Here is a 17423-nt window from a genome sequence, read left to right on the forward strand (position 1 = left end):
GCGATGCGTACGAGGCGTTGCATGGCCACCGAGAAGAAGCTGAAGGATCCGGCGGAGGCGGCCCTCTCCGCGATCGAGCAGGCTTTGAATCTGGACATTCCGGCTCCGGGCGAGACCGCCCGGGTCGAGCCGCGCCTGCCCGATGTCGGCGACGGCGACCCGCTGGCCGATCCCTTCTCCGAGGCCGGGGGACGCCGCACCCCGACCCTCGATATCGATCCCGGGCCCTCCGACCTCCCGCCGCCGGAGCGCGGCCGCTCGCGCCGCGAGGGCGGCCTCCTGCCCCCCGACCGCTCGCTGGTGGCCAATGACGACCGCCAGAACATCGGCATCCTGCAGCAGACCCTGCGGGTGCGGCCCTCGCGCAAGCCGTACCTCGTCGCCGCCATCGCCTCCTTCCTCTGGCTCAACGGCCTCGTGGCGCTCGCCTGGAACCAGTCCGGCGGCGACCTGAAGGCGTTCATCACCGGGCTCACCGCGCTCCAGGCGGCGGTGGTGGCCACCGCCATCGCCGGGCCAATCGTGCTGTTTCTCATCACCGCGATGCTGGCGGTGCGCGCCCACGAGATGCGCCTCGTCGCCCGCGCCGTCGGCGAGGTGGCGATCCGGCTGGCCGAGCCCGAGAGCTTCTCGACGGATGCCGTGCTCACCATGTCGCAGACCGTGCGCCGCGAGGTCGCCGCCGTCGGCGACGGCGTGGAGCGGGCCCTCGCCCGGGCGGGCGAACTCGAGACGCTGGTGCGCGGCGAGATCTCGACCCTGGAGCGGGCCTATTCCGACAACGAGATCCGCATCCGCAGCCTCGTCGACGAGCTGATCGCCCAGCGTGAATCCATCGTCGGCAGCGCCGACCGGGTGCGCGGCGCCATCACCGGCTCGCACGAGAACCTGTCGAGCGAGCTGGAGGGCGCGGCCGAGCGCATCGTCGCGGCGATCAACGGCGCGGGCGAGCGCGTGACCGGGGCGCTCGACGCCCGCGGCGAGGCGATCACCACGGCGCTGGGCGAAGTCGGCGAGCGGGTGGTCGGCAACGTCTCGACCCGCGGCGACGACCTGATCCGCCAGCTCACCGCCACCAGCGAGGGCGTGCGCAGCGGCCTGGAGGAGATCGGCGGCAGCCTGACCACGACGCTGCAGCAGCGCGCCGACGAGGTGACGCAGGCCTTCGAGCGCACCGGCGGGGCGCTGACCCGCACGCTCGCCGACAATGCCGGCGCCGTCGCCCAGTCCCTGTCCGAGACCGGTACCGGCCTGATCGAGGCGCTGGACCGCCAGGGCGGCGCCGTGCGCGAGACCTTCGAGCGCTCGACCAGGGGCCTGGAAGAGGCCTTCCTGTCGCGTGGGACCGAACTGACCGAGCGCTTCGCCCAGACCGGCGGCGCGATCACCGCCCGCTTCGCCGAGACCGGCGAGGGCCTGAGCCGGCACTTCGCCGCCACCGGCGCGGCGATCTCCGAGGACATCGCCGCCCGCGGCGCCCTGCTGCGCACCGAGATCGAGGCCGCCGGCACCGGCGTCTCCGAGCTGATCGAGGGCCGTGGGCGCGATGCCCAGGCCGCCCTGGCGCTCGCCGCCGGCAGCGTCGCCGACGACTTCTCCGCCCGCATCGACCGGGTGCGCGACGGGTTTCTCGCCTCCGCCACCCAGGCGGCTGAGATCATGGATGGCCGCGGCCTCGAACTCGCCGGCCGGATCGAGGCGGCGGCGACCCGCGTCGACGACGTCATTGCGGTCCAGGGCGGGGCGCTCGCCTCGAACCTCGACGCCGCGGGCGACCGCGTCGCCGGCCTGATGACCGACCGCGCGGCCCAGGCCGCCGCCACCGTGGAGCAGGCGCTCGCCGGGCTCGGCTCGTCCTTCGCCGCCAACGCCGCCGGCACCGCCGAGACCCTGCGCGAGGTGGTAGCGCGGCTGGGCGACGACCTCGACACCCGCACGGGCGCCGCCCAGGACGGCATCCGCCGCAACGCGGAGGCCGCGACCGCCTCCGTCGGCGCCAGCGTCGAGGCGCTGGAGCGCCGCCTGCGCGAGGCGTCCGAAACCCTGACCGGGCTGCTCGCCGAGCGCACCGCCGAGTCCACCGCCCGGATGCTGCACACCGCCGAGGAGACCTCGGGCGCCGCGCAGGCGCAGGCCGCCGCGGTCGCCGCGCGCTTCACTGAAGCCGCCGAAACCCTGCGCCGGGCCGCCGACGAGGCCGCGGCCGCCGTCGAGAGCCGTTCGGACGACGTGGTCGGCCGGTTCCACGCCGCCGCCGAGCGCGTCGGGGGCGAGCTGGGCAGCCGCAGCGAGAGCGCTTCGCAGACGCTGCACGCCGCGATCCAGCGGATGGCCGACGAACTCACCGCCCGCAGCGCCGAGGCGACCGGCGCCCTGGCGCTCGCCGCGGCCCATGCCGGCGGCGAGATCGGCAACCGCACCGACCAGTCGATGCACGCCCTACAGGACCTGCTGCGCCAGGTGGCCGACGAGATTGCCGTCCGCGGCTCCGAGGCGAGCGTCGCCCTGTCGCTGGCCGCGGCCCAGGCCGGCGGCGAGATCGGCAGCCGTGCCGACCAGTCGGTACAGGACCTGCGCGACCTGCTGGCCCGTGTCCGCGACGAGATCGACGGCCGCAGCGCCGAGATGACCGACGCCCTGGCCCGCACCGCCGAGCGCGTCGGTGGCGAAGTCGGCACCCGCACCGAGGAGTCGCTGCGGAGCCTGCGCGACGCCCTTGAGCGGATCGGCGAGGAGCTGTCCGCCCGCGGCGAGGCTACGGTTCAGGCACTGTCGCGCAGCGCGGCAGGGGTCGGCTCCGAGCTGGATGCCCGTCTGGGCGCCCTGGAGGAAGGCTTCGGCCGCCACGGCCGCGGCGCCGCCGCGCTCATCGCCAGCCAGTCCGACGAGGCCCAGTCCCGCCTCGAAGGCGCCGGCCGCGAGGTGGCGCTTGCCATCGCCGGCCACGTCTCGCAGGTCGGCGACGCGCTTCACCGCAGCCACGCCGCCTTCATCGAGACCACCGACAGCCGCGCCCGCGCGGTGGAGGAGGCGCTGGGCAGCCGCCTCGCCGCCCTGCAGGAGACCATCGCCCGCGGCGACATCCTCGCTGACCGGATCGCCGGCAACGCGCAGACCCTCGGGGCCACCCTGGATTCGCGCCTCGGCGAGATCGACCGGATCATCGCGGTGCAGGGCAGTGCACTCGCCGAATCCCTGGCCGAGCGCGCCCGCCTCGCCGGCGAGACGGTCGAAGCGCGGATCAGCGAGATGGAGTCCCTCTCCGCCCGCCGCGCCGCCGAGATCGGCGAGAGCTTCGCGGCCCTGGTCGGCCATGTCGATACGCGTCTCGGCGCCCGCGCCAACGCCCTCAACGAAACCCTGGTGCTGCGCGCCTCCGAGATCGCCCGCACTCTGGACGAGGGCAACCGCATCCTCACGGACGCCCTCGACCGGCGCATCGAAGGCTCGGCGCAGGACATCGCCGACCGCGGCCGCTCCGTGGGCGACGTTCTCGCCGCCCGTGCCGCCGAGATCGCCGAGCGGCTCGAGCGCACGACGCAGGATCTCGCCCGCCGCCTTGATGAGGGCGCCGAGCGCCTCGATACCGGCGTCGTCGCGCGCCTCGACTCGATCAGCGGCACGCTGGAGGAGCGCGCCCGCCATCTCGACGAGTCCTTCGGCATCCAGGCCCTCGAAGCAGTGCGCCTGATCGAGGGCCGCACCCGCACCATCGACGGCGAGCTGACGACGCGGATCCGCGACCTCGTCGCCCTGCTGGAGCGCCGCAGCGGCCTCGCGGTCGAGGCGCTCGGCGGCCATGTCGAGACCATTGCCCGGCTGTTCGACGAGCGGGCCGAGAGCCTCAACCACCTGTTCGAAGAGCGCGGCGGCGCGCTCGCCGCCGACCTCGACCAGCGGGGCCGCGCCACGGTCGAAGGCCTCAACGGACGCCTCTCCGAGATCACTCAGGCCCTGGAACAGGGCGGCGCCTCGCTCGGCGCCCTGCTCGACCGGCGCGGCACCGCCCTGCTCGCCGCCCTGCGCGACCTCGTGGGGCAGGTCGATGGCCTGCTCGGCGAGGGCACCGGCCGCCTCGGCCAAGCCCTCGAGACCCAGGCGGGCGAGATCCGCAGCCTGCTCGACAGCCGCACCGACGACCTGCGCGGCCTGATGGAGGGCAGCGCCGGGCGGGTGCGCGGCGAGTTCGAGGCCGGCCTCGGCGCCGTCGAGACCGCGCTGGAGGAGCGCCTGCGCACGGTGCGCGACCTGCTCGAGGCCCGCAGCCACGAGATCCGCGACACCTTCGACCACCGCACGGACGACCTGCGCGGCCTGATGGAGGGCGGCGCCGGACAGGTGCGCGGCGCCTTCGACGCGAGCCTCGGCGCCCTCGAGACGGTGCTGGAAGAGCGCCTGCGCACGGTGCGCGACCTGCTCGACGCCCGCAGCCACGAGATCCGCGACACCCTCGACAGCCGCACCGGTACCCTGCGCGGCCTCGTGGACGGCAGCGCCGGCCATGTCCGCGGCGAGTTCGAGGCCGGGCTCGACGCCCTGCGCGCCGCCCTGGAGGAGCCGGCCCGCACGGTGCAGGACCTGCTCGACAGCCGCGCCGGTGAGATCCGCGCCATGCTCGACGCCCGCGGCGACGACCTGCGCACGACCCTGGAGGAGCGCACCCGCACGGTTCAGGAGATTCTCGACCACCGCACCGGCGAGATCCGTGGGCTGCTCGACGGCCATGCCGGCCGCCTCGACGAGGGCTTCCAGGGCCGCGTTCTGCCGCTCCAGGCGGCGCTGACCGAGGGCGCGCGCCTGTTCGTCGAGACGCTGGAGGGCGGCATCGGCCGGGCCACGAGCGAGGTCGATGCCCGCACGCGGGGGCTCACCCACCTGTTCGACGAGCGCCTCGGCGTCCTCGGCGACCTCGTGGACGGGCGCGGCCAGCAGGTGGCGCAGACCGTCGAGACGCGGACGCAGGAGCTGCGCACCCTGTTCGACGAGATCCACGCCCGCCTCGGCACCCTGGTGGACGAGCGTGCGAACACCCTGACCGGCCGCGTCGACAGCCAGACCCAGGCGCTGGCAGCCCTGTTCGACGAGCGGATGCAGAGCCTCGACGGGTTGGTCGAGAGCCGCGGCGGCGCCTTCGCGCAGATCGTGGAGAACCAGGCCGCCACCCTGGCGCGGACCGTCGATACCCGCAGCGAGGACTTCACCGCCCGTATCGACGCCCGCCTGCGCGCCTTCGCGACCGTGGTGGCGAACCGCGCCAACGCGCTCGCCGACGCCTTCGACGAACGCCAGGACGCCTACGCGGCCCTGGTCGACGAGGGCATGACGCGCATGGTCGCCGCGCTCGACGAGCGGGCCCGCCAGCACGTGGCCCAGTTCGAGACGGTCGAAGAGCGCCAGAAGTCTGTCGCGGCCCTGGTCGCGGCCGGTACCGATCGGATCGCGGCGGCCCTGGACGAGCGCGCCCGTCAGCAGGTCGCCCTCGCCGAAGCCTTCGACGGACAGCAGGAATCCTATGCGAGCCTGATCGAGCAGGGCACCGCCCGCCTCGTGGCGGCCCTGGACGAGCGTGCCCAGCGGCAGGCGGCTCTCACCGAAGCCTTCGAGGGGCAGCGGGACGCCTACGCCACCTTGATCGAGCAGGGCACCGCCCGGATGGTCTCGGCTCTCGAGGAGCGGGCGCGCCGCCACGCGGTGTTGGCCGAGGCGTTCGACCGCCAGAAGGAGGCCTACGCGGCCCTGATCGACGGCGGCACCGCCCGGATGGTCGCGGCGCTCGACGAGCGCGCCGAGCGGCAGTTGGCGCTGACCGAGAGCTTCGACGAGCGCCGCAACGCCTACGCGGCGCTGGTGGAGGACGGCATCGCCCGGATGGGCCGGATGCTGGAGGAGCGCGCCCAGCGTCACGCCGCCGAGGTCCAGGCCCGCGCCGCCGCGCTGGCCGAGTCCATGGACGAGCGCAACGCGGCGCTGGCGCGCCTGATCGACGGACCGGCCGCGGCCCTGGCCGATGCGCTGGCCGAGCGGGAGCAGGCCCTCGACCGGCTCATCGCCGACAAGGGGACACCGCTGGTCGAGGCGCTGCGCGATCGCACTGACGCCATCGTCGTCCGCACGGTCGAGTCGGCCCAGGCGCTGCGCGCGGCCCTGGACGAGGGCGCGGCGGCCTCCGCCGAGACGGTCGGCCAGGCCCATGAGCGGGTCCGCCGCGACGTCGCCGGCGTCCTCACCCGGATCGAGAGCGCCAACGGCGCGCTCAAGGACCTCGTCGGAGGCGCCTCCGAGAACCTCGCTGCCGTCGAGCAGGGGCTCGCGGCCCGCGTCGAGCAGATCCAGTCGACCCTCGACCGGGTCGCCGCCGACACGGCGCAGGCCTCCGACCGGGTGTCGACGCAGGTCGTGGCCCTGCGCGAGGCTTCGCAGGGGGCCCTCGCCCAGGCCTCCGAACTCGCCGAGACCCTCGATGCTCGCAGCCGGACTCTGGTGGAGCGCACCGGCAGCCATGTCGGTGCCCTCTCCGAGGCCGCCGGCACCCTGGAGGCGGTGGAGAGCCGTCTGGCCGAGAGCCTGTCGAGCCGGCAGGCCGTGATCGAGGCGGTGCTGTCCCGCCTCGAAGAGCGCAGCCAGGCCATCGAGGCCCAGACCGGCCGCTTCGGCAGCGTGATCGAGGAGACGCTGCGCACGGCCGAAGCCCGCGCCCGCGAACTCAACGAGAGCGTCGCCCGCGCGGCCCGCGAGGCCGGGACCTCGGTGGCGGGCGACTTCGCCCGCCTGCGCAGCGGCGCCGAAGAGGAAAGCGCCCGCACCACGACCGCGGTGCACAGCGCCATCGAGGCGGCCTCGGCCAAGATGATGGAGAGCTTTGCCGCAGCCTCCAGCCAGTTCGGCGACTCGGTCGCGCGGATGAACGCCATGGCCGCGGAGATCCGCCGCGAACTCGACGCGACCCGTAGCGACCTGCAGCGCGGCGTGCTCGACCTGCCTCGCGAGACGCAGGACGCGACCAGCGAGATGCGTCGCGTGGTGGCCGAGCAGATCGACGCACTGAACGAACTCGCGGCCCTGGTGGCCCGCTCGAACCGGTCGGTGGATGTCGCCCAGCCGGCGGCGCAGGCCCGCGCCGGCGAGCAGCGCCGCACCGCCGAGGCTGGCCGCGGCGTCTCCGCTCCCGCCGCGCCGCCGCAGCCGGCGCCGGCCCGCAGCGCGGCGCCGACGGCGGCCCGGCCCCAGCCGCCGGCTCCCCCGGCCGCGCCGCGTCCGGTAAGCCCGGCTGCCGCCCAGGGTGGGGGCCAAAGCGCGGCTCAAGGAGCGGTTCAGGGGCGGCCCGGCACCCGCGACAACCGCGGCTGGCTGTCCGACCTCCTGACACGCGCCTCGATCGACGATGACGGCGCCGAGGCGATTCCCGCCCCGGCACCCACCCCGGCGCCGGAAGCGAAGGGACCGGTCGAGCGGATCTCGCTCGATGCGATCTCGACCGACATCGCCCGGATGGTGGATCATCGCGCGTCCGTCGAGTTCTGGCAGCGCTACCGCCGGGGCGACGCGAACCTGTTCGACGGCCGTCTCTACACGGCGCAGGGGCGCCAGACCTTCGAGCAGATCCAGCGCCGCTACCGGGCGGATGCGGAGTTCCGCCGGACGGTCGATCGCTATGTCGGCGAGTTCGAGCGTCTGCTCGGCGAGGTGACGAAGAACGACCGCGACACCAAGCGCGCGGACGCCTACCTCACCTCGGAGACGGGCAAGGTCTACACCATGCTCGCCCATGCCAGCGGCCGGTTCGACGAGGTGTGAGGCGCAAGCTCCGATCGAGGCGGGTTCGGTATTGCCGGAGCCGCCTCGCGGCGCCATCGAGCGGGCGGCCCATGAAAAAGGCCCCCACCGCACGCGCGGTAGGGGCCTTTTTCATGGGATGCGGCCGTCCCAGGCGGCCGGCCTGTGCGGTCTCATGGGAGGGTCCGATCGATCCCGTCGCAGGGCGGGTCCCGCACCGCGCGGGCGCGCCTGTACGGCGTCCGCTCCGATCGGGCGGAGATCCGCTCACTCCATCACGGCGGCCTTCATGATGACCACCATCGTCGCCCGGCCCGGCTCGTCGCCGAGGCAGCGGATGCTGTGGGGACGGTCGCAGCGGTAGCGCAGGGTCTCGCCGGCATTGGCCCGCTGCACCTCGCCGCCCACCTCGACCTCGAAGCTGCCCTCTAGCACCGAGAGCGACTCGACCGAGCCGCGCTGGTGCGCGTCGGATTCGAGCACCCCGCCGGGATCGGCGGTGACGTCGTACCATTGCAGCCACTCGACGGTCTTGATCCAGCCGATGATGGCGAGCCGCACCTTGCCGTCGTCGGAGACGAGCCGCGGAGTATCGGCGCGGGAGAAGCGCTCGATGAAGGGCTCCTCGTCGGAGGTGGCCAGGACGCGCTCGATCGAGACGTCGAGCGCCTGGCTGAGGCGCCAAATCGTGGCCAGTGTCGGGTTGGTCTCGTTGCGCTCGATCTGGCTGATGATCGACTTCGCCACGCCCGACTGCTCGGCGAGTTCCGATAGCGAGAGGTTGTAGGCCTTGCGCAGGCGCTGGATCGTCTTGCCGAGTTGGCCCGAGAGCACCTGCGCACCGCTGGCGAGATCCTTCGGCCGTCCACGCTCGAGGCTTGCCGCTATGTCCTGCATCACGTCGGTCCGCTGAGAGTGCCCGCCGGGACATCCGCGCGCCGGACCCGCCCTCGCGGGTGGAACCGTTCACGACGTCATGGGCAGGGCACCGAAAGGCGTTCCGTTATCCGAACGAGCGTTTGATCTGTCAAACGCAAAACCGCGGCGGTGACGCGGTTTCGTCCCAGCGGGAAGCCTATTGCCAGAGCGCGTAGAAGTGATGGAGCGGGCCGTGGCCATGGCCGACGGGCACCGAATCCGCCGCGCGGATCGCCGCCGTGACATAGGTCTTCGCCCCACCCACCGCCTCGGCGAGGCCCTGGCCGCGGGCGAGCCCGGCCGCCACGGCCGCCGAGAGGGTGCAGCCGGTGCCGTGACTATTGCGGGTCTCGATGCGCGGCGCCGCGAACCGGCGCAGCGTTCCGTCCGCGGCGACGAGGTGATCGACGCTCTCGCGGCCCTCGCCATGGCCGCCCTTGATCAGCACCGCCCGCGCCCCGCGCGACAGCAATCGCCGGGCCTGGCCCACCGCCTCGTTCTCGTGTCCGGCCTCCGCCTCGTCGAGCAGGGTCGCGGCCTCCGGAAGGTTGGGCGTGACGACGGTGGCCAGCGGCATCAGCTCGCCGCGCAGCGTTTCGACGGCTTCCTGCGAGATCAGCCGGTCGCCGCTAGTGGCCACCATGACGGGATCGAGCACCACCGGGATGCCGGTGGCGTGCCGCCGCAGGCTTTCGGCCACGGCGCGGATGGTTTCGGGCCGCGAAAGCATGCCGATCTTCACCGCACCCACCGCGAGGTCGGCGAAGACCGAGTCGATCTGCGCGGCGACGAAGTCGGCGGGCACGTCGTGGATCGCCTGCACCCCGCGGGTGTTCTGTGCGGTGAGAGCGGTGACCACGCTGGCGCCGTAGACGCGCAGGGCCGCGAAAGTCTTGAGATCGGCCTGGATGCCGGCGCCCCCGCCCGAATCCGAGCCGGCGATGGTCAGGGCGATGGCGGTCATGGGCGTCTCCCGTCGTCGGCTCTTCTGGCGTCGGCTCCATCTAGAGCCGTATCCGACCTGATTGCATCAGGCCGGCGTCTCTCGCTCATTGTTTTGGCGCGCCTTCTTTCGACGAACCGGTGACCACTTCGTCGGAATGCGCTCTAGACCGGCATTCGGCCGGATTGCATCATGCCGGCGTCTCCAGGTCCTTGCCTCGACGCGCCTTCTCTCGTCGATCCGCTATCCACGGCGTCGGACCGCCTCTAGCGTCCTCCTGCCTCCCCGCGCTGTCCGAGGGCCTCGTCGACCCGGGCGCGCAGATCCCGCGCCTTGGCCTCGGTCGCGCCGCCCTTGAACAGCGCACCGATCAGCGCCACCCCGTCGGCGCCAGCCCGGATCACGGAGGCGGCGTTGCTGGCGTCGATCCCGGCGATCGCGCCCAGCGGAAGCGATTGTCCCCGGGCGAGCCGGGCGCGGAACACGATCCGCTGCAGCCCGTCGAGGCCGACTGGCGGGTCCGGATTGTCCTTGCTGGTCGTGGCAAAGACACCGCCGATGCAGGCGTAGTCGATGGGAAGGCGGTACAGTTCGTCGGCCTGGGCGCCGGTCTTCACGGTCAGTCCGATGATCGCGCGCGGGCCGAGCAGCCGGCGCGCGTCCTCCGGGTGGAGATCGGATTGGCCGAGATGCACGCCCTCGACGCCCGCGGCCAGGGCGAGGTCGACCCGATCGTTGACGAGCAGCGGCGCGCGGCCGGCGAGCGCCGCATGGATCGCCCGGATCCGCGCGAGCGCCGCACGGGCATCGGTCGTATCCTTGTCGCGGTACTGGAACAGGGTGGCGCCGCCGGCCACGGCCTCCGCCGCCAGGGCGGCGAGCGCCGCTGCATCGCCGCCCAGGACGCCCGTATCGAGGATGCCGTAGAGGCGCAGATCCACCGTGATCCCCGTTGAAGGCCGGTACGAACCGAGCCCTGCCGCGATGCTCATGCCGACTCCCCGTCCCGTCCGAGCGCCATGGCCGCTCCCTTCCGATGATCCCGCTTCCGGTCTAGCAGGATCGGCCCGCCGCGGCGACCTTGGCCTTGCTCGCCTGCGGATGAGGCCGCAGCCTCCGTTGACGGTGCCGGGGCCGATCCGGCAAGAGCGAGGTGGTGGGTTGGAACCGCTTCCGCCGTCGAGGGCGGCCCGAGGAGAGGGGCTCAAGGCCGACGAACCATGAGCACGGCCGAATTGGGTTTGACCGCCGCAGCGGCGGACAAGGGGACGCGCGCCGCCAGTGCCTCCTCGGTGGGGCTCGTCGCCGTGATCGTCGCGGCGACGGATGGGGAGCCGCGCGCGCTCACGGTGCAGGTTGCCGGGCAGGCGCCGGGACGTGAGACCGCCCTGCCCGCCGGCCCGCTGGTGCCCGAGCACGCCACGTTGGAGAAGGGCCTCCGCGCCTGGGTCGAGCAGCAGACCCACCAGCGGCTGGGCTATGTCGAGCAGCTCTACACCTTCGGCGACCGCGACCGGGAGGGCGGGCAGCACGGCGTGCACCTGCTCTCGGTGGCCTATCTCGCCCTGGTGCGCGAGCTGCGCCCGGCCGGCCTCGCCGAGGCCGCGTGGCGCAACTGGTACCGCTACCTGCCCTGGGAGGATTTTCGCGAAGGGCGCCCGCCGGCGCTGGCCGAGATCGAGCCGCGCCTGATGGCCTGGGTCGCCGCTGCCCCCGACGCCAAGCTCCGGCGCCTGCGCGAGGACCGGGTCGGCCTCAGCTTCGGGATCGGCGGCGCCTGGAACGAGGAGCGGGTGCTGGAGCGCTACGAACTGCTGTTCGAGGCCGGGCTGATCCCCGAGGCCAACGGGCAGACCGGCGCCGCCGTGCCCGACGACGTCGCGATCACCGGCCAGCCGATGGCGCACGACCATCGCCGGGTGCTCGCCACCGCGATCGGGCGCCTGCGGGGCAAGATCAAGTATCGCCCGGTGGTGTTCGAGCTGATGCCGCCCGCCTTCACCCTGCTCCAGCTTCAGCGCACGGTCGAGGCGCTCTCGGGCACGCGGCTGCACAAGCAGAATTTCCGCCGCCTCGTGGCGCAGCAAGGGCTCGTCGAGGAGACCGAGGCGCTCACCAGCGGCAATGCCGGACGTCCGGCCCGGCTGGTGCGGTTCCGACGGGAGGTTCTGCTGGAGCGCCCGGCCCCCGGCGTGCGGCTCACACCGTCGCGACGGACGGTGTGAGGGCCCGTTGTCCCTGCGGGGCCGTGCTCAGCGCTGGAGGATGCGCCCGAACTGCTCCGGGCAGCCGGCGACGAGGGTGGGTGCCAGGGGCAGGTCGGCGCGGGTGCAGAGGCTGAAGCCGTAGTAGGGCGTCAGCAGATCCGGCTCGGGAACGCAGACCCAGAGACGGACCATCGGCCAATCCTCGTCCACCCTGACGAGGAGCATCTGGCACAACGGATCGAGAGACGCCGCCTGCTCGCGAAACAGGATCTCGACCGACCGGATCGTGTCGGCCGCCATTCGCCTTTGTGCCCAGACCATCGGCCAGCGCCCTCCGACAGAGCGTTTGCCGATGGCAGGATGGTCCCTCAATCGATCCTGGCGCAGGGCAGGTGCCACGAGGGCCCGCGGATGAGACGTCCACCGAAATCGTGGAGCGATCCAGAGGCCGCCGCATGGTCATGGGCCCGACCTGGCCGAGCCCACGTCATCCGGGCCGCTGCGGCCTCAGGCCTGCGTCTCCTTCTTGCGGCGCGGGGCGCGGCGCTTCTTCTCCGGAGCGGGCTCCGGCTCGGCCGCCACGGGCTCGGGGGCCGGTTCCGGCTCCGGTTCCGCGATCCGGCGGCGCTGCTGACCCAAGCCGAGCGCGCGTGCCAGTTCCGAGCGCTGCTCCGAATAGCTCGCCGACGTCATCGGGTAGTCGTTGGGCAGCCCCCACTTCGCCCGATACTGCTCCGGCGACAGACCGCGCAGGGTGAGGTGGCGACGCAGCGTCTTGTAGGGCTTGCCGTCCTCGAAGCTGACCAGGAAGTCGTGGCTGATCGACTTGCGGATCTCTTGCGGCGTCGCCTTCGGCGGGCCGGTCTCGGGGGACGGGCGTCCGCTTAAGCTGACCGAGCGGATCGCCTCATGCACTTCTCCGAGCAATTTGGGAAGCTCGGCGCTCTGGACATGATTGTTGCTGACATAAGCAGAAACGACGTCCGCCGTAAGGGTAACGAGGCGGGCTGTTTCCGCGTCCTGTTCACTGGTTTCCATGGCGCGATCTTCTGTGAGGGGTGATTACCTGCAAGACGGTAAGCTCAGAGCCGCGGATGAGCAAGACATCGTCGCTGATTTCGGGCTCAATCAGGTCGAGGCGAATGGAACGATACGCGTGTTTCTATGCAGCCCGAATGAAAAAAACGCCGATGCGAAGCTGCAGAAAAGAACGATTACGCCCGACTTGCGGCTCAGCCTTAAGGGCGGACTGAATTATTTCATATGTTATGATAGGTGTCGTCGTCTCTTGGAAAATGGTGCTGTTTCAACGAGTTGAGACTTCGAACAAGGAGACGGTTGCATCGCCGATGACACGGGTCGCGACACAGGCCGCCTCCGGCAGGGGGCGAAGCTTCGCAAAACAGCTTTCGGTTGCGACACCCCGCCGCAGGTCTACGTATTTTCTGTGGATCGCGCGGGATTGATCGAAGCGAATCGACTGCTCCGAAGCTTCTCGTCCTGCCGTCGGCCTGTTCCGGCGTCACGCCGACCACGGCGTTGCATCGCTTCGACACGGAAGTCGAAGAGGAGCCGGTGCCAGGCCGCTCTGCGGTTGTCGAATTCAAGGGCTCGTCTCGGCCGATGCGGTCTCGAACCGCATCTGCCCTGCTTTTTCCCCAGCGCACCGCCGCTCCAATGCCGGCGGACGGCCCGCCCGCGGAGCAACCCTCTTCGGACCTATCCTGATCGACGGGCCGGCTGCCGCTTCGCCGGGCGAGAAAGCCCGAACGGTCCGGTGCGTCAGTCGAGGCCGAGCATCAGGCCGAGATTCTGGACCGCCGCCCCCGAGGCGCCCTTGCCGAGATTGTCGAGACGGGCGACCAGCACGGCTTGGCCGTGGCTGTCGGAGCCGAAGACCCGCAATTCGAGGTGGTCGGTGTCGTTGAGGGCTTCCGGCTCAAGGCGCTCGCGGTGAGCGCCTTCCTCCGCACCGCTGACGACCTTCACCAGCGACGCGCCGGCATACCAATCGATCAGCGCGCCTTCCAGGTCGCCCGGGGTGGGGCGGCCGGGCAGGGTGCCGAGATGCAGGGGGATGCTGACCAGCATGCCCTGTCGGAAGTTGCCGACCGAGGGGATGAAGATCGGCCGGCGGGTGAGCCGGCTATAGGCCTCGATCTCCGGCAGGTGCTTGTGGCCGAAGCCGAGCCCGTAGAGCTGGAACGGTGCCCCCTCCCCGCGCTCGTAACTCTCGATCATGCTGCGGCCGCCGCCGCTATAGCCACTGACGGCGTTGATGCTGATGGGATGATCCGGCGGGATCAGGCCGCGCTCGACCAGCGGGCGCAGCAGCGCGATCGCTCCGGTCGGGTAGCAGCCGGGATTGGCGACCCGGCGCGCGCTGCGGATGGCCTCGGCCTGATCCGGCGCCATCTCGGCGAAACCGTAGGCCCAGCCCGGGGCGATGCGGTGGGCGGTGCTGGCGTCGAGCAGCTTCGGGCCGCCCTCGGGCAGGCTGTCGGCCAGGGCCGCAGTCTCGCGGGAGGCGTCGTCGGGCAGGCAGAGCACGACGAGATCGACGTCCTGGAGGATCGCCCGCTTCACGCCCGCATCCTTCCGGCTCTCGTGCGGGATGCTGACGAGGCGCACCCTGCCGTCGCGTTCCAGGCGCTCGCGGATGCCGAGTCCGGTGGTGCCGGCCTCGCCATCGATGAACACCTTCGGGGCGCTGACGCCGTCGGACATCGCAACAATCCTCGCTCGGCCCTGATCCGGACCGCTCTGAACAGCTCGTGGGCGGAGCAGCCCGACTCGCCGGTGGCGCGGAGGTGGAAGCTCCGCCCTCCCCTGTCAACGCCTTCGGTGTCCGCACACGCTCATCGGCGCGACCCCGGCGGGTCGCGGGCGAGCCGTGTTGTGCGTGGACAGGCACGGCGCGGCCGGAACCCAGAATGACGCCTTCTGTTGACAGCCGAATGTCGCTCAGGAGGCGAAGCCGATGTCAGGAACCGCGAAGAAGACCGACCCGAAGCTGTGGGACAAGGTCAAGAAAGAGGTCACGCAATCGTCCAAGGGCGGCAAGCCCGGTCAGTGGTCGGCCCGCAAGGCGCAAATGGCCACCAGCGAATACAAGAAGGAGGGCGGCGGCTACGCCGGCAAGAAGTCCGACGACAACCATCTCAAGCAGTGGACCGACGAGGAGTGGGGTACGAAGTCGGGCAAGGAGAGCGGCAAGACGGGCGAGCGCTACCTGCCCAAGAAGGCGCGCGAGAAACTGTCCGACTCTGAGTACAAGCGTTCGACCGCCAAGAAGCGCGCCGATTCCGCCGAAGGCAAGCAGCACTCGAAGCAGCCCGCCGACGTGGCGAAGAAGGCGGCCACCGCCCGCAAGACCGGCAAGACGTCGGACAAGAAGACGTCGGCTAAGGGCGGCAATGGCGGCGCGACCAAGGCGGAGCTGATGCAGCGCGCCCGCAAGCAGGACATTCCCGGCCGCTCGAAGATGACCAAGGGCGAGCTGGAGCGCGCACTGGCCTCCTGATCGGGGCGAGGCGGCCGCGAGGGGGCGTCCGCCTGGCTTCGCTTGAGAGTATCGGCCGACCCCGCCGTGACGAGGCTCCGGGGCTCGAAGAGCGGACGTGAGCGAGGATGCTCACGACGTTCGATACGGTGCGGCCCGTCCCGCGCGGGTCGCATCCACGGGCGCCGCACTCAGCCGGGGACGATCGTGCCCCGATCCGAGCGGATGCCTCCGATGATCAGAGGATTCGCGCAAGGTCTCCCGCGAGGCGGGGCTCGTTGCGCGGTTCAGTTCTCGGAAGGGCCGGCAGCCGAAGGCTCGGGCTCGCCGTCGGTGTAGCCCTCAAGCCAGTCGAGGCTCTCCTGCGAGCCCGCCTCGTAGGGGTTCGCCGAATCGGGCTGGCCCGTTGCCTTCGCGGCTTTGCCCTCTTGGAAGATCTTGCTCGATACCACGACCATCGACCGATCCTTTCGCGATGCGGGCCCGGGCATTGTCGGGCCGGAGGGAGCGGGAACAGAAGCGATCCGAAGGGGACGCGGTTCCCGCAGGAGTCGCGTCTGTTTCAGGTCCTCGAGTCAGGCGACAGGGTCGGATTCGGGAGCGGGCTTCGCTTCCGCGCGGTGCAGACGGCTCAGCAGCACGAGCAGCGAGCCGGGCAGCGGGGCCTCCAGGCTGTCCGGAGCGAGGATGTCCGTGCTCGCGGCACGGCGGCGGTCGAGTCGCGGCTCGCGCTTCACGATGACGGGGGAGCGGCGGCGGGCGGATCTGGGTGTCATGACGCGATGGGGACTCGAAGGCGCATGATGTGCGGTACTGAGAAGCACCCCCGCAGGGACCTGCCATTGGGCACAGCCCCGTCGATGCAGGATCGGCGAGGGGCAGGTGCGAGGTGCTTCGGACGATGAGAACGCCGCCTTTCCGCCCCGGTTCCGCGGATTTCGGCTAGAAATTAAACATCATGCCTGTGGATTAATCACGACTGGTCTTGTCTGTGCTTTTCCGAACACGGCGCGTGCTGCATTCCGATTATGGACCGGTCGGGCGTGGGCGGACGTGAAGACCGTGGCCCTCCGAGCGTGCCGGTGATAGAGGGCGCTCCATGCTCGAAGGTCTGCCGCCGCACCGACCCACGCACGTTCTGCGCCTGATCACGGACGAGCCCTCCGCTCGCGCCATGACCGAACTCCTGGGCGAGATGTTCGACCCGATGGAGACGGCGGTGGCCGCCTTCGAGGTGGAGGAAACCGGCGCGTGGCGGCTGGAGGCCTATTTCTCGGAGGAGCCCGACGCGGAGATGATCCGCGAGCTGATCCGCCCGGTGCTCGGCGCGCAGGCGGAGGAGGCGCTCTTCGAGACCATCGACCAGCAGGATTGGGTCCGCGCCTCGCTGGAGGGGCTGAAGCCGGTCCGCGCCGGCCGCTTCCTCGTCCATGGCGGCCACGACCGGCATCAGGTGCGGGCCAACGACCTCGCCATCGAGATCGAGGCGGCCCTCGCCTTCGGCACCGGCCATCACGGCACCACGCTCGGCTGCCTGCGGGCCCTGGTGGACGAGCTGAAGCGGCGCCGTCCGGCCCGCGTGCTCGATGTCGGCACGGGCACCGGCATTCTCGGCTTTGCCGCCGCCAAGGCGTTGCGCATGCCGGTGATCGCCGGCGACCTCGATCCCGAGGCCGTCTCCACCGCCCGCGGCAATGCCCGCCTCAACGGGCTCGGACCCTATATGCGCCTCTACCACGCACCGGGCGTGCGCCACGCGCTGGCGAACCGTTCCCGGGGCTTCGACGTGGTCTTCGCCAACATCCTGGCCCGTCCGCTCAAGCGGCTCGCGCCCTCGCTCACCGCCGTGGTGGCCGATGACGGCGTGCTGATCCTCTCCGGCCTGATCGAGCGCGACGTGCCGGGCGTGCTCTCGACCTACCGCCATCGCGGTTTCCATCTCGCCCGCTCCGGCGTGATCGAGGGCTGGGCCACGCTGGTGCTGCGCCGGGGCGGGGCGGCGGCGCGCCCGCGCTGAGAAGCCGGCGCCGAGAAGCCCGCACCGAGGAGGCTGTCGCGGGGTCGTCCGACGCGGTAGGTT

At 71.7% G+C, this 17423-nt stretch carries 12 protein-coding genes; 4 read left to right on the forward strand and 8 right to left on the reverse strand.

Annotated elements, in window-relative coordinates; translation table 11 throughout:
- Positions 1–21: 21 nt before the first annotated feature.
- On the forward strand, positions 22–7794 hold the full coding sequence (locus MPPM_RS29270; RefSeq protein WP_096487265.1) for an apolipoprotein A-IV repeat region-like domain-containing protein: 7773 nt from the start codon (positions 22–24) through the stop codon (positions 7792–7794).
- 246 nt (positions 7795–8040) lie between these two features.
- On the opposite strand, the gene MPPM_RS24305 is transcribed toward MPPM_RS29270, so the two are convergent.
- The 3 genes from MPPM_RS24305 to thiE all read right to left on the reverse strand — a co-directional run bounded on the left by MPPM_RS24305 (position 8041) and on the right by thiE (position 10626).
- Entirely contained in the window at positions 8041–8670 is a 630-nt protein-coding gene (locus MPPM_RS24305) for a helix-turn-helix domain-containing protein (protein ID WP_096487266.1), read from the reverse strand.
- Positions 8671–8848: 178 nt separating this feature from the next.
- Positions 8849–9655 carry a bifunctional hydroxymethylpyrimidine kinase/phosphomethylpyrimidine kinase gene (gene thiD / locus MPPM_RS24310; protein ID WP_096487267.1) on the reverse strand — a complete coding sequence of 269 codons (807 nt, stop codon included), beginning with the start codon at positions 9653–9655 and terminating at the stop codon, positions 8849–8851.
- A gap of 245 nt (positions 9656–9900) precedes the next feature.
- Positions 9901–10626, reverse strand: a complete 726-nt coding sequence (thiE, locus tag MPPM_RS24315) for a thiamine phosphate synthase (RefSeq protein ID WP_096487268.1) — start codon at positions 10624–10626, stop codon at positions 9901–9903.
- Positions 10627–10854: 228 nt separating this feature from the next.
- On the opposite strand from thiE, the gene MPPM_RS24320 reads away from it, so the two are divergent.
- Positions 10855–11859, forward strand: coding sequence for an NUDIX hydrolase (locus tag MPPM_RS24320; protein WP_244573400.1), 1005 nt, complete (start codon positions 10855–10857; stop codon positions 11857–11859).
- A gap of 27 nt (positions 11860–11886) precedes the next feature.
- Here MPPM_RS24320 and MPPM_RS24325 read toward each other — a convergent pair whose 3' ends face one another.
- From MPPM_RS24325 to argC, 3 genes are all read right to left on the reverse strand, one after another.
- Positions 11887–12141, reverse strand: a complete 255-nt coding sequence (locus MPPM_RS24325) for a hypothetical protein (RefSeq protein ID WP_244573401.1) — start codon at positions 12139–12141, stop codon at positions 11887–11889.
- A 207-nt stretch (positions 12142–12348) separates the two neighbouring features.
- Positions 12349–12879, reverse strand: a complete 531-nt coding sequence (locus MPPM_RS24330; protein WP_096487270.1) for a Ros/MucR family transcriptional regulator — start codon at positions 12877–12879, stop codon at positions 12349–12351.
- 744 nt (positions 12880–13623) lie between these two features.
- Positions 13624–14568 carry an N-acetyl-gamma-glutamyl-phosphate reductase gene (gene argC / locus MPPM_RS24335; RefSeq protein WP_096487271.1) on the reverse strand — a complete coding sequence of 315 codons (945 nt, stop codon included), beginning with the start codon at positions 14566–14568 and terminating at the stop codon, positions 13624–13626.
- 253 nt (positions 14569–14821) lie between these two features.
- On the opposite strand from argC, the gene MPPM_RS24340 reads away from it, so the two are divergent.
- Positions 14822–15364: a hypothetical protein gene (locus MPPM_RS24340; RefSeq protein WP_096487272.1), complete on the forward strand. Its 543-nt coding sequence runs from the start codon at positions 14822–14824 to the stop codon at positions 15362–15364.
- Positions 15365–15630: 266 nt separating this feature from the next.
- Here the strand turns inward: MPPM_RS24340 and MPPM_RS28615 are convergent, their stop codons facing one another.
- On the reverse strand, positions 15631–15801 hold the full coding sequence (locus tag MPPM_RS28615; protein ID WP_173807949.1) for a ribosome modulation factor: 171 nt from the start codon (positions 15799–15801) through the stop codon (positions 15631–15633).
- A gap of 117 nt (positions 15802–15918) precedes the next feature.
- A complete protein-coding gene (locus tag MPPM_RS24345; protein WP_096487273.1) occupies positions 15919–16119 on the reverse strand; it encodes a hypothetical protein in 201 nt (66 codons plus the stop codon).
- Positions 16120–16442: 323 nt separating this feature from the next.
- On the opposite strand from MPPM_RS24345, the gene MPPM_RS24350 reads away from it, so the two are divergent.
- Positions 16443–17360 (forward strand): 50S ribosomal protein L11 methyltransferase, encoded by a 918-nt coding sequence (locus MPPM_RS24350; RefSeq protein ID WP_096487274.1) that lies wholly within the window; start codon positions 16443–16445, stop codon positions 17358–17360.
- Positions 17361–17423: the final 63 nt, after the last annotated feature.

The organism is Methylorubrum populi, from assembly GCF_002355515.1.
Taxonomy (GTDB): Bacteria; Pseudomonadota; Alphaproteobacteria; order Rhizobiales; family Beijerinckiaceae; genus Methylobacterium; species Methylobacterium populi_A.

Bases quoted from the DNA above. Each gene is read 5' to 3' on its own strand.
- MPPM_RS24345 (WP_096487273.1), bottom strand. From the start codon at position 16,119: ATGACACCCAGATCCGCCCGCCGCCGCTCCCCCGTCATCGTGAAGCGC.
- argC (WP_096487271.1), bottom strand. From the start codon at position 14,568: ATGTCCGACGGCGTCAGCGCCCCGAAGGTGTTCATCGATGGCGAGGCC.
- thiE (WP_096487268.1), bottom strand. From the start codon at position 10,626: ATGAGCATCGCGGCAGGGCTCGGTTCGTACCGGCCTTCAACGGGGATC.
- thiD (WP_096487267.1), bottom strand. From the start codon at position 9,655: ATGACCGCCATCGCCCTGACCATCGCCGGCTCGGATTCGGGCGGGGGC.
- MPPM_RS24305 (WP_096487266.1), bottom strand. From the start codon at position 8,670: ATGCAGGACATAGCGGCAAGCCTCGAGCGTGGACGGCCGAAGGATCTC.
- MPPM_RS24350 (WP_096487274.1), top strand. From the start codon at position 16,443: ATGCTCGAAGGTCTGCCGCCGCACCGACCCACGCACGTTCTGCGCCTG.
- MPPM_RS24320 (WP_244573400.1), top strand. From the start codon at position 10,855: ATGAGCACGGCCGAATTGGGTTTGACCGCCGCAGCGGCGGACAAGGGG.
- MPPM_RS24330 (WP_096487270.1), bottom strand. From the start codon at position 12,879: ATGGAAACCAGTGAACAGGACGCGGAAACAGCCCGCCTCGTTACCCTT.
- MPPM_RS24340 (WP_096487272.1), top strand. From the start codon at position 14,822: ATGTCAGGAACCGCGAAGAAGACCGACCCGAAGCTGTGGGACAAGGTC.
- MPPM_RS24325 (WP_244573401.1), bottom strand. From the start codon at position 12,141: ATGGCGGCCGACACGATCCGGTCGGTCGAGATCCTGTTTCGCGAGCAG.
- MPPM_RS28615 (WP_173807949.1), bottom strand. From the start codon at position 15,801: ATGGTCGTGGTATCGAGCAAGATCTTCCAAGAGGGCAAAGCCGCGAAG.
- MPPM_RS29270 (WP_096487265.1), top strand. From the start codon at position 22: ATGGCCACCGAGAAGAAGCTGAAGGATCCGGCGGAGGCGGCCCTCTCC.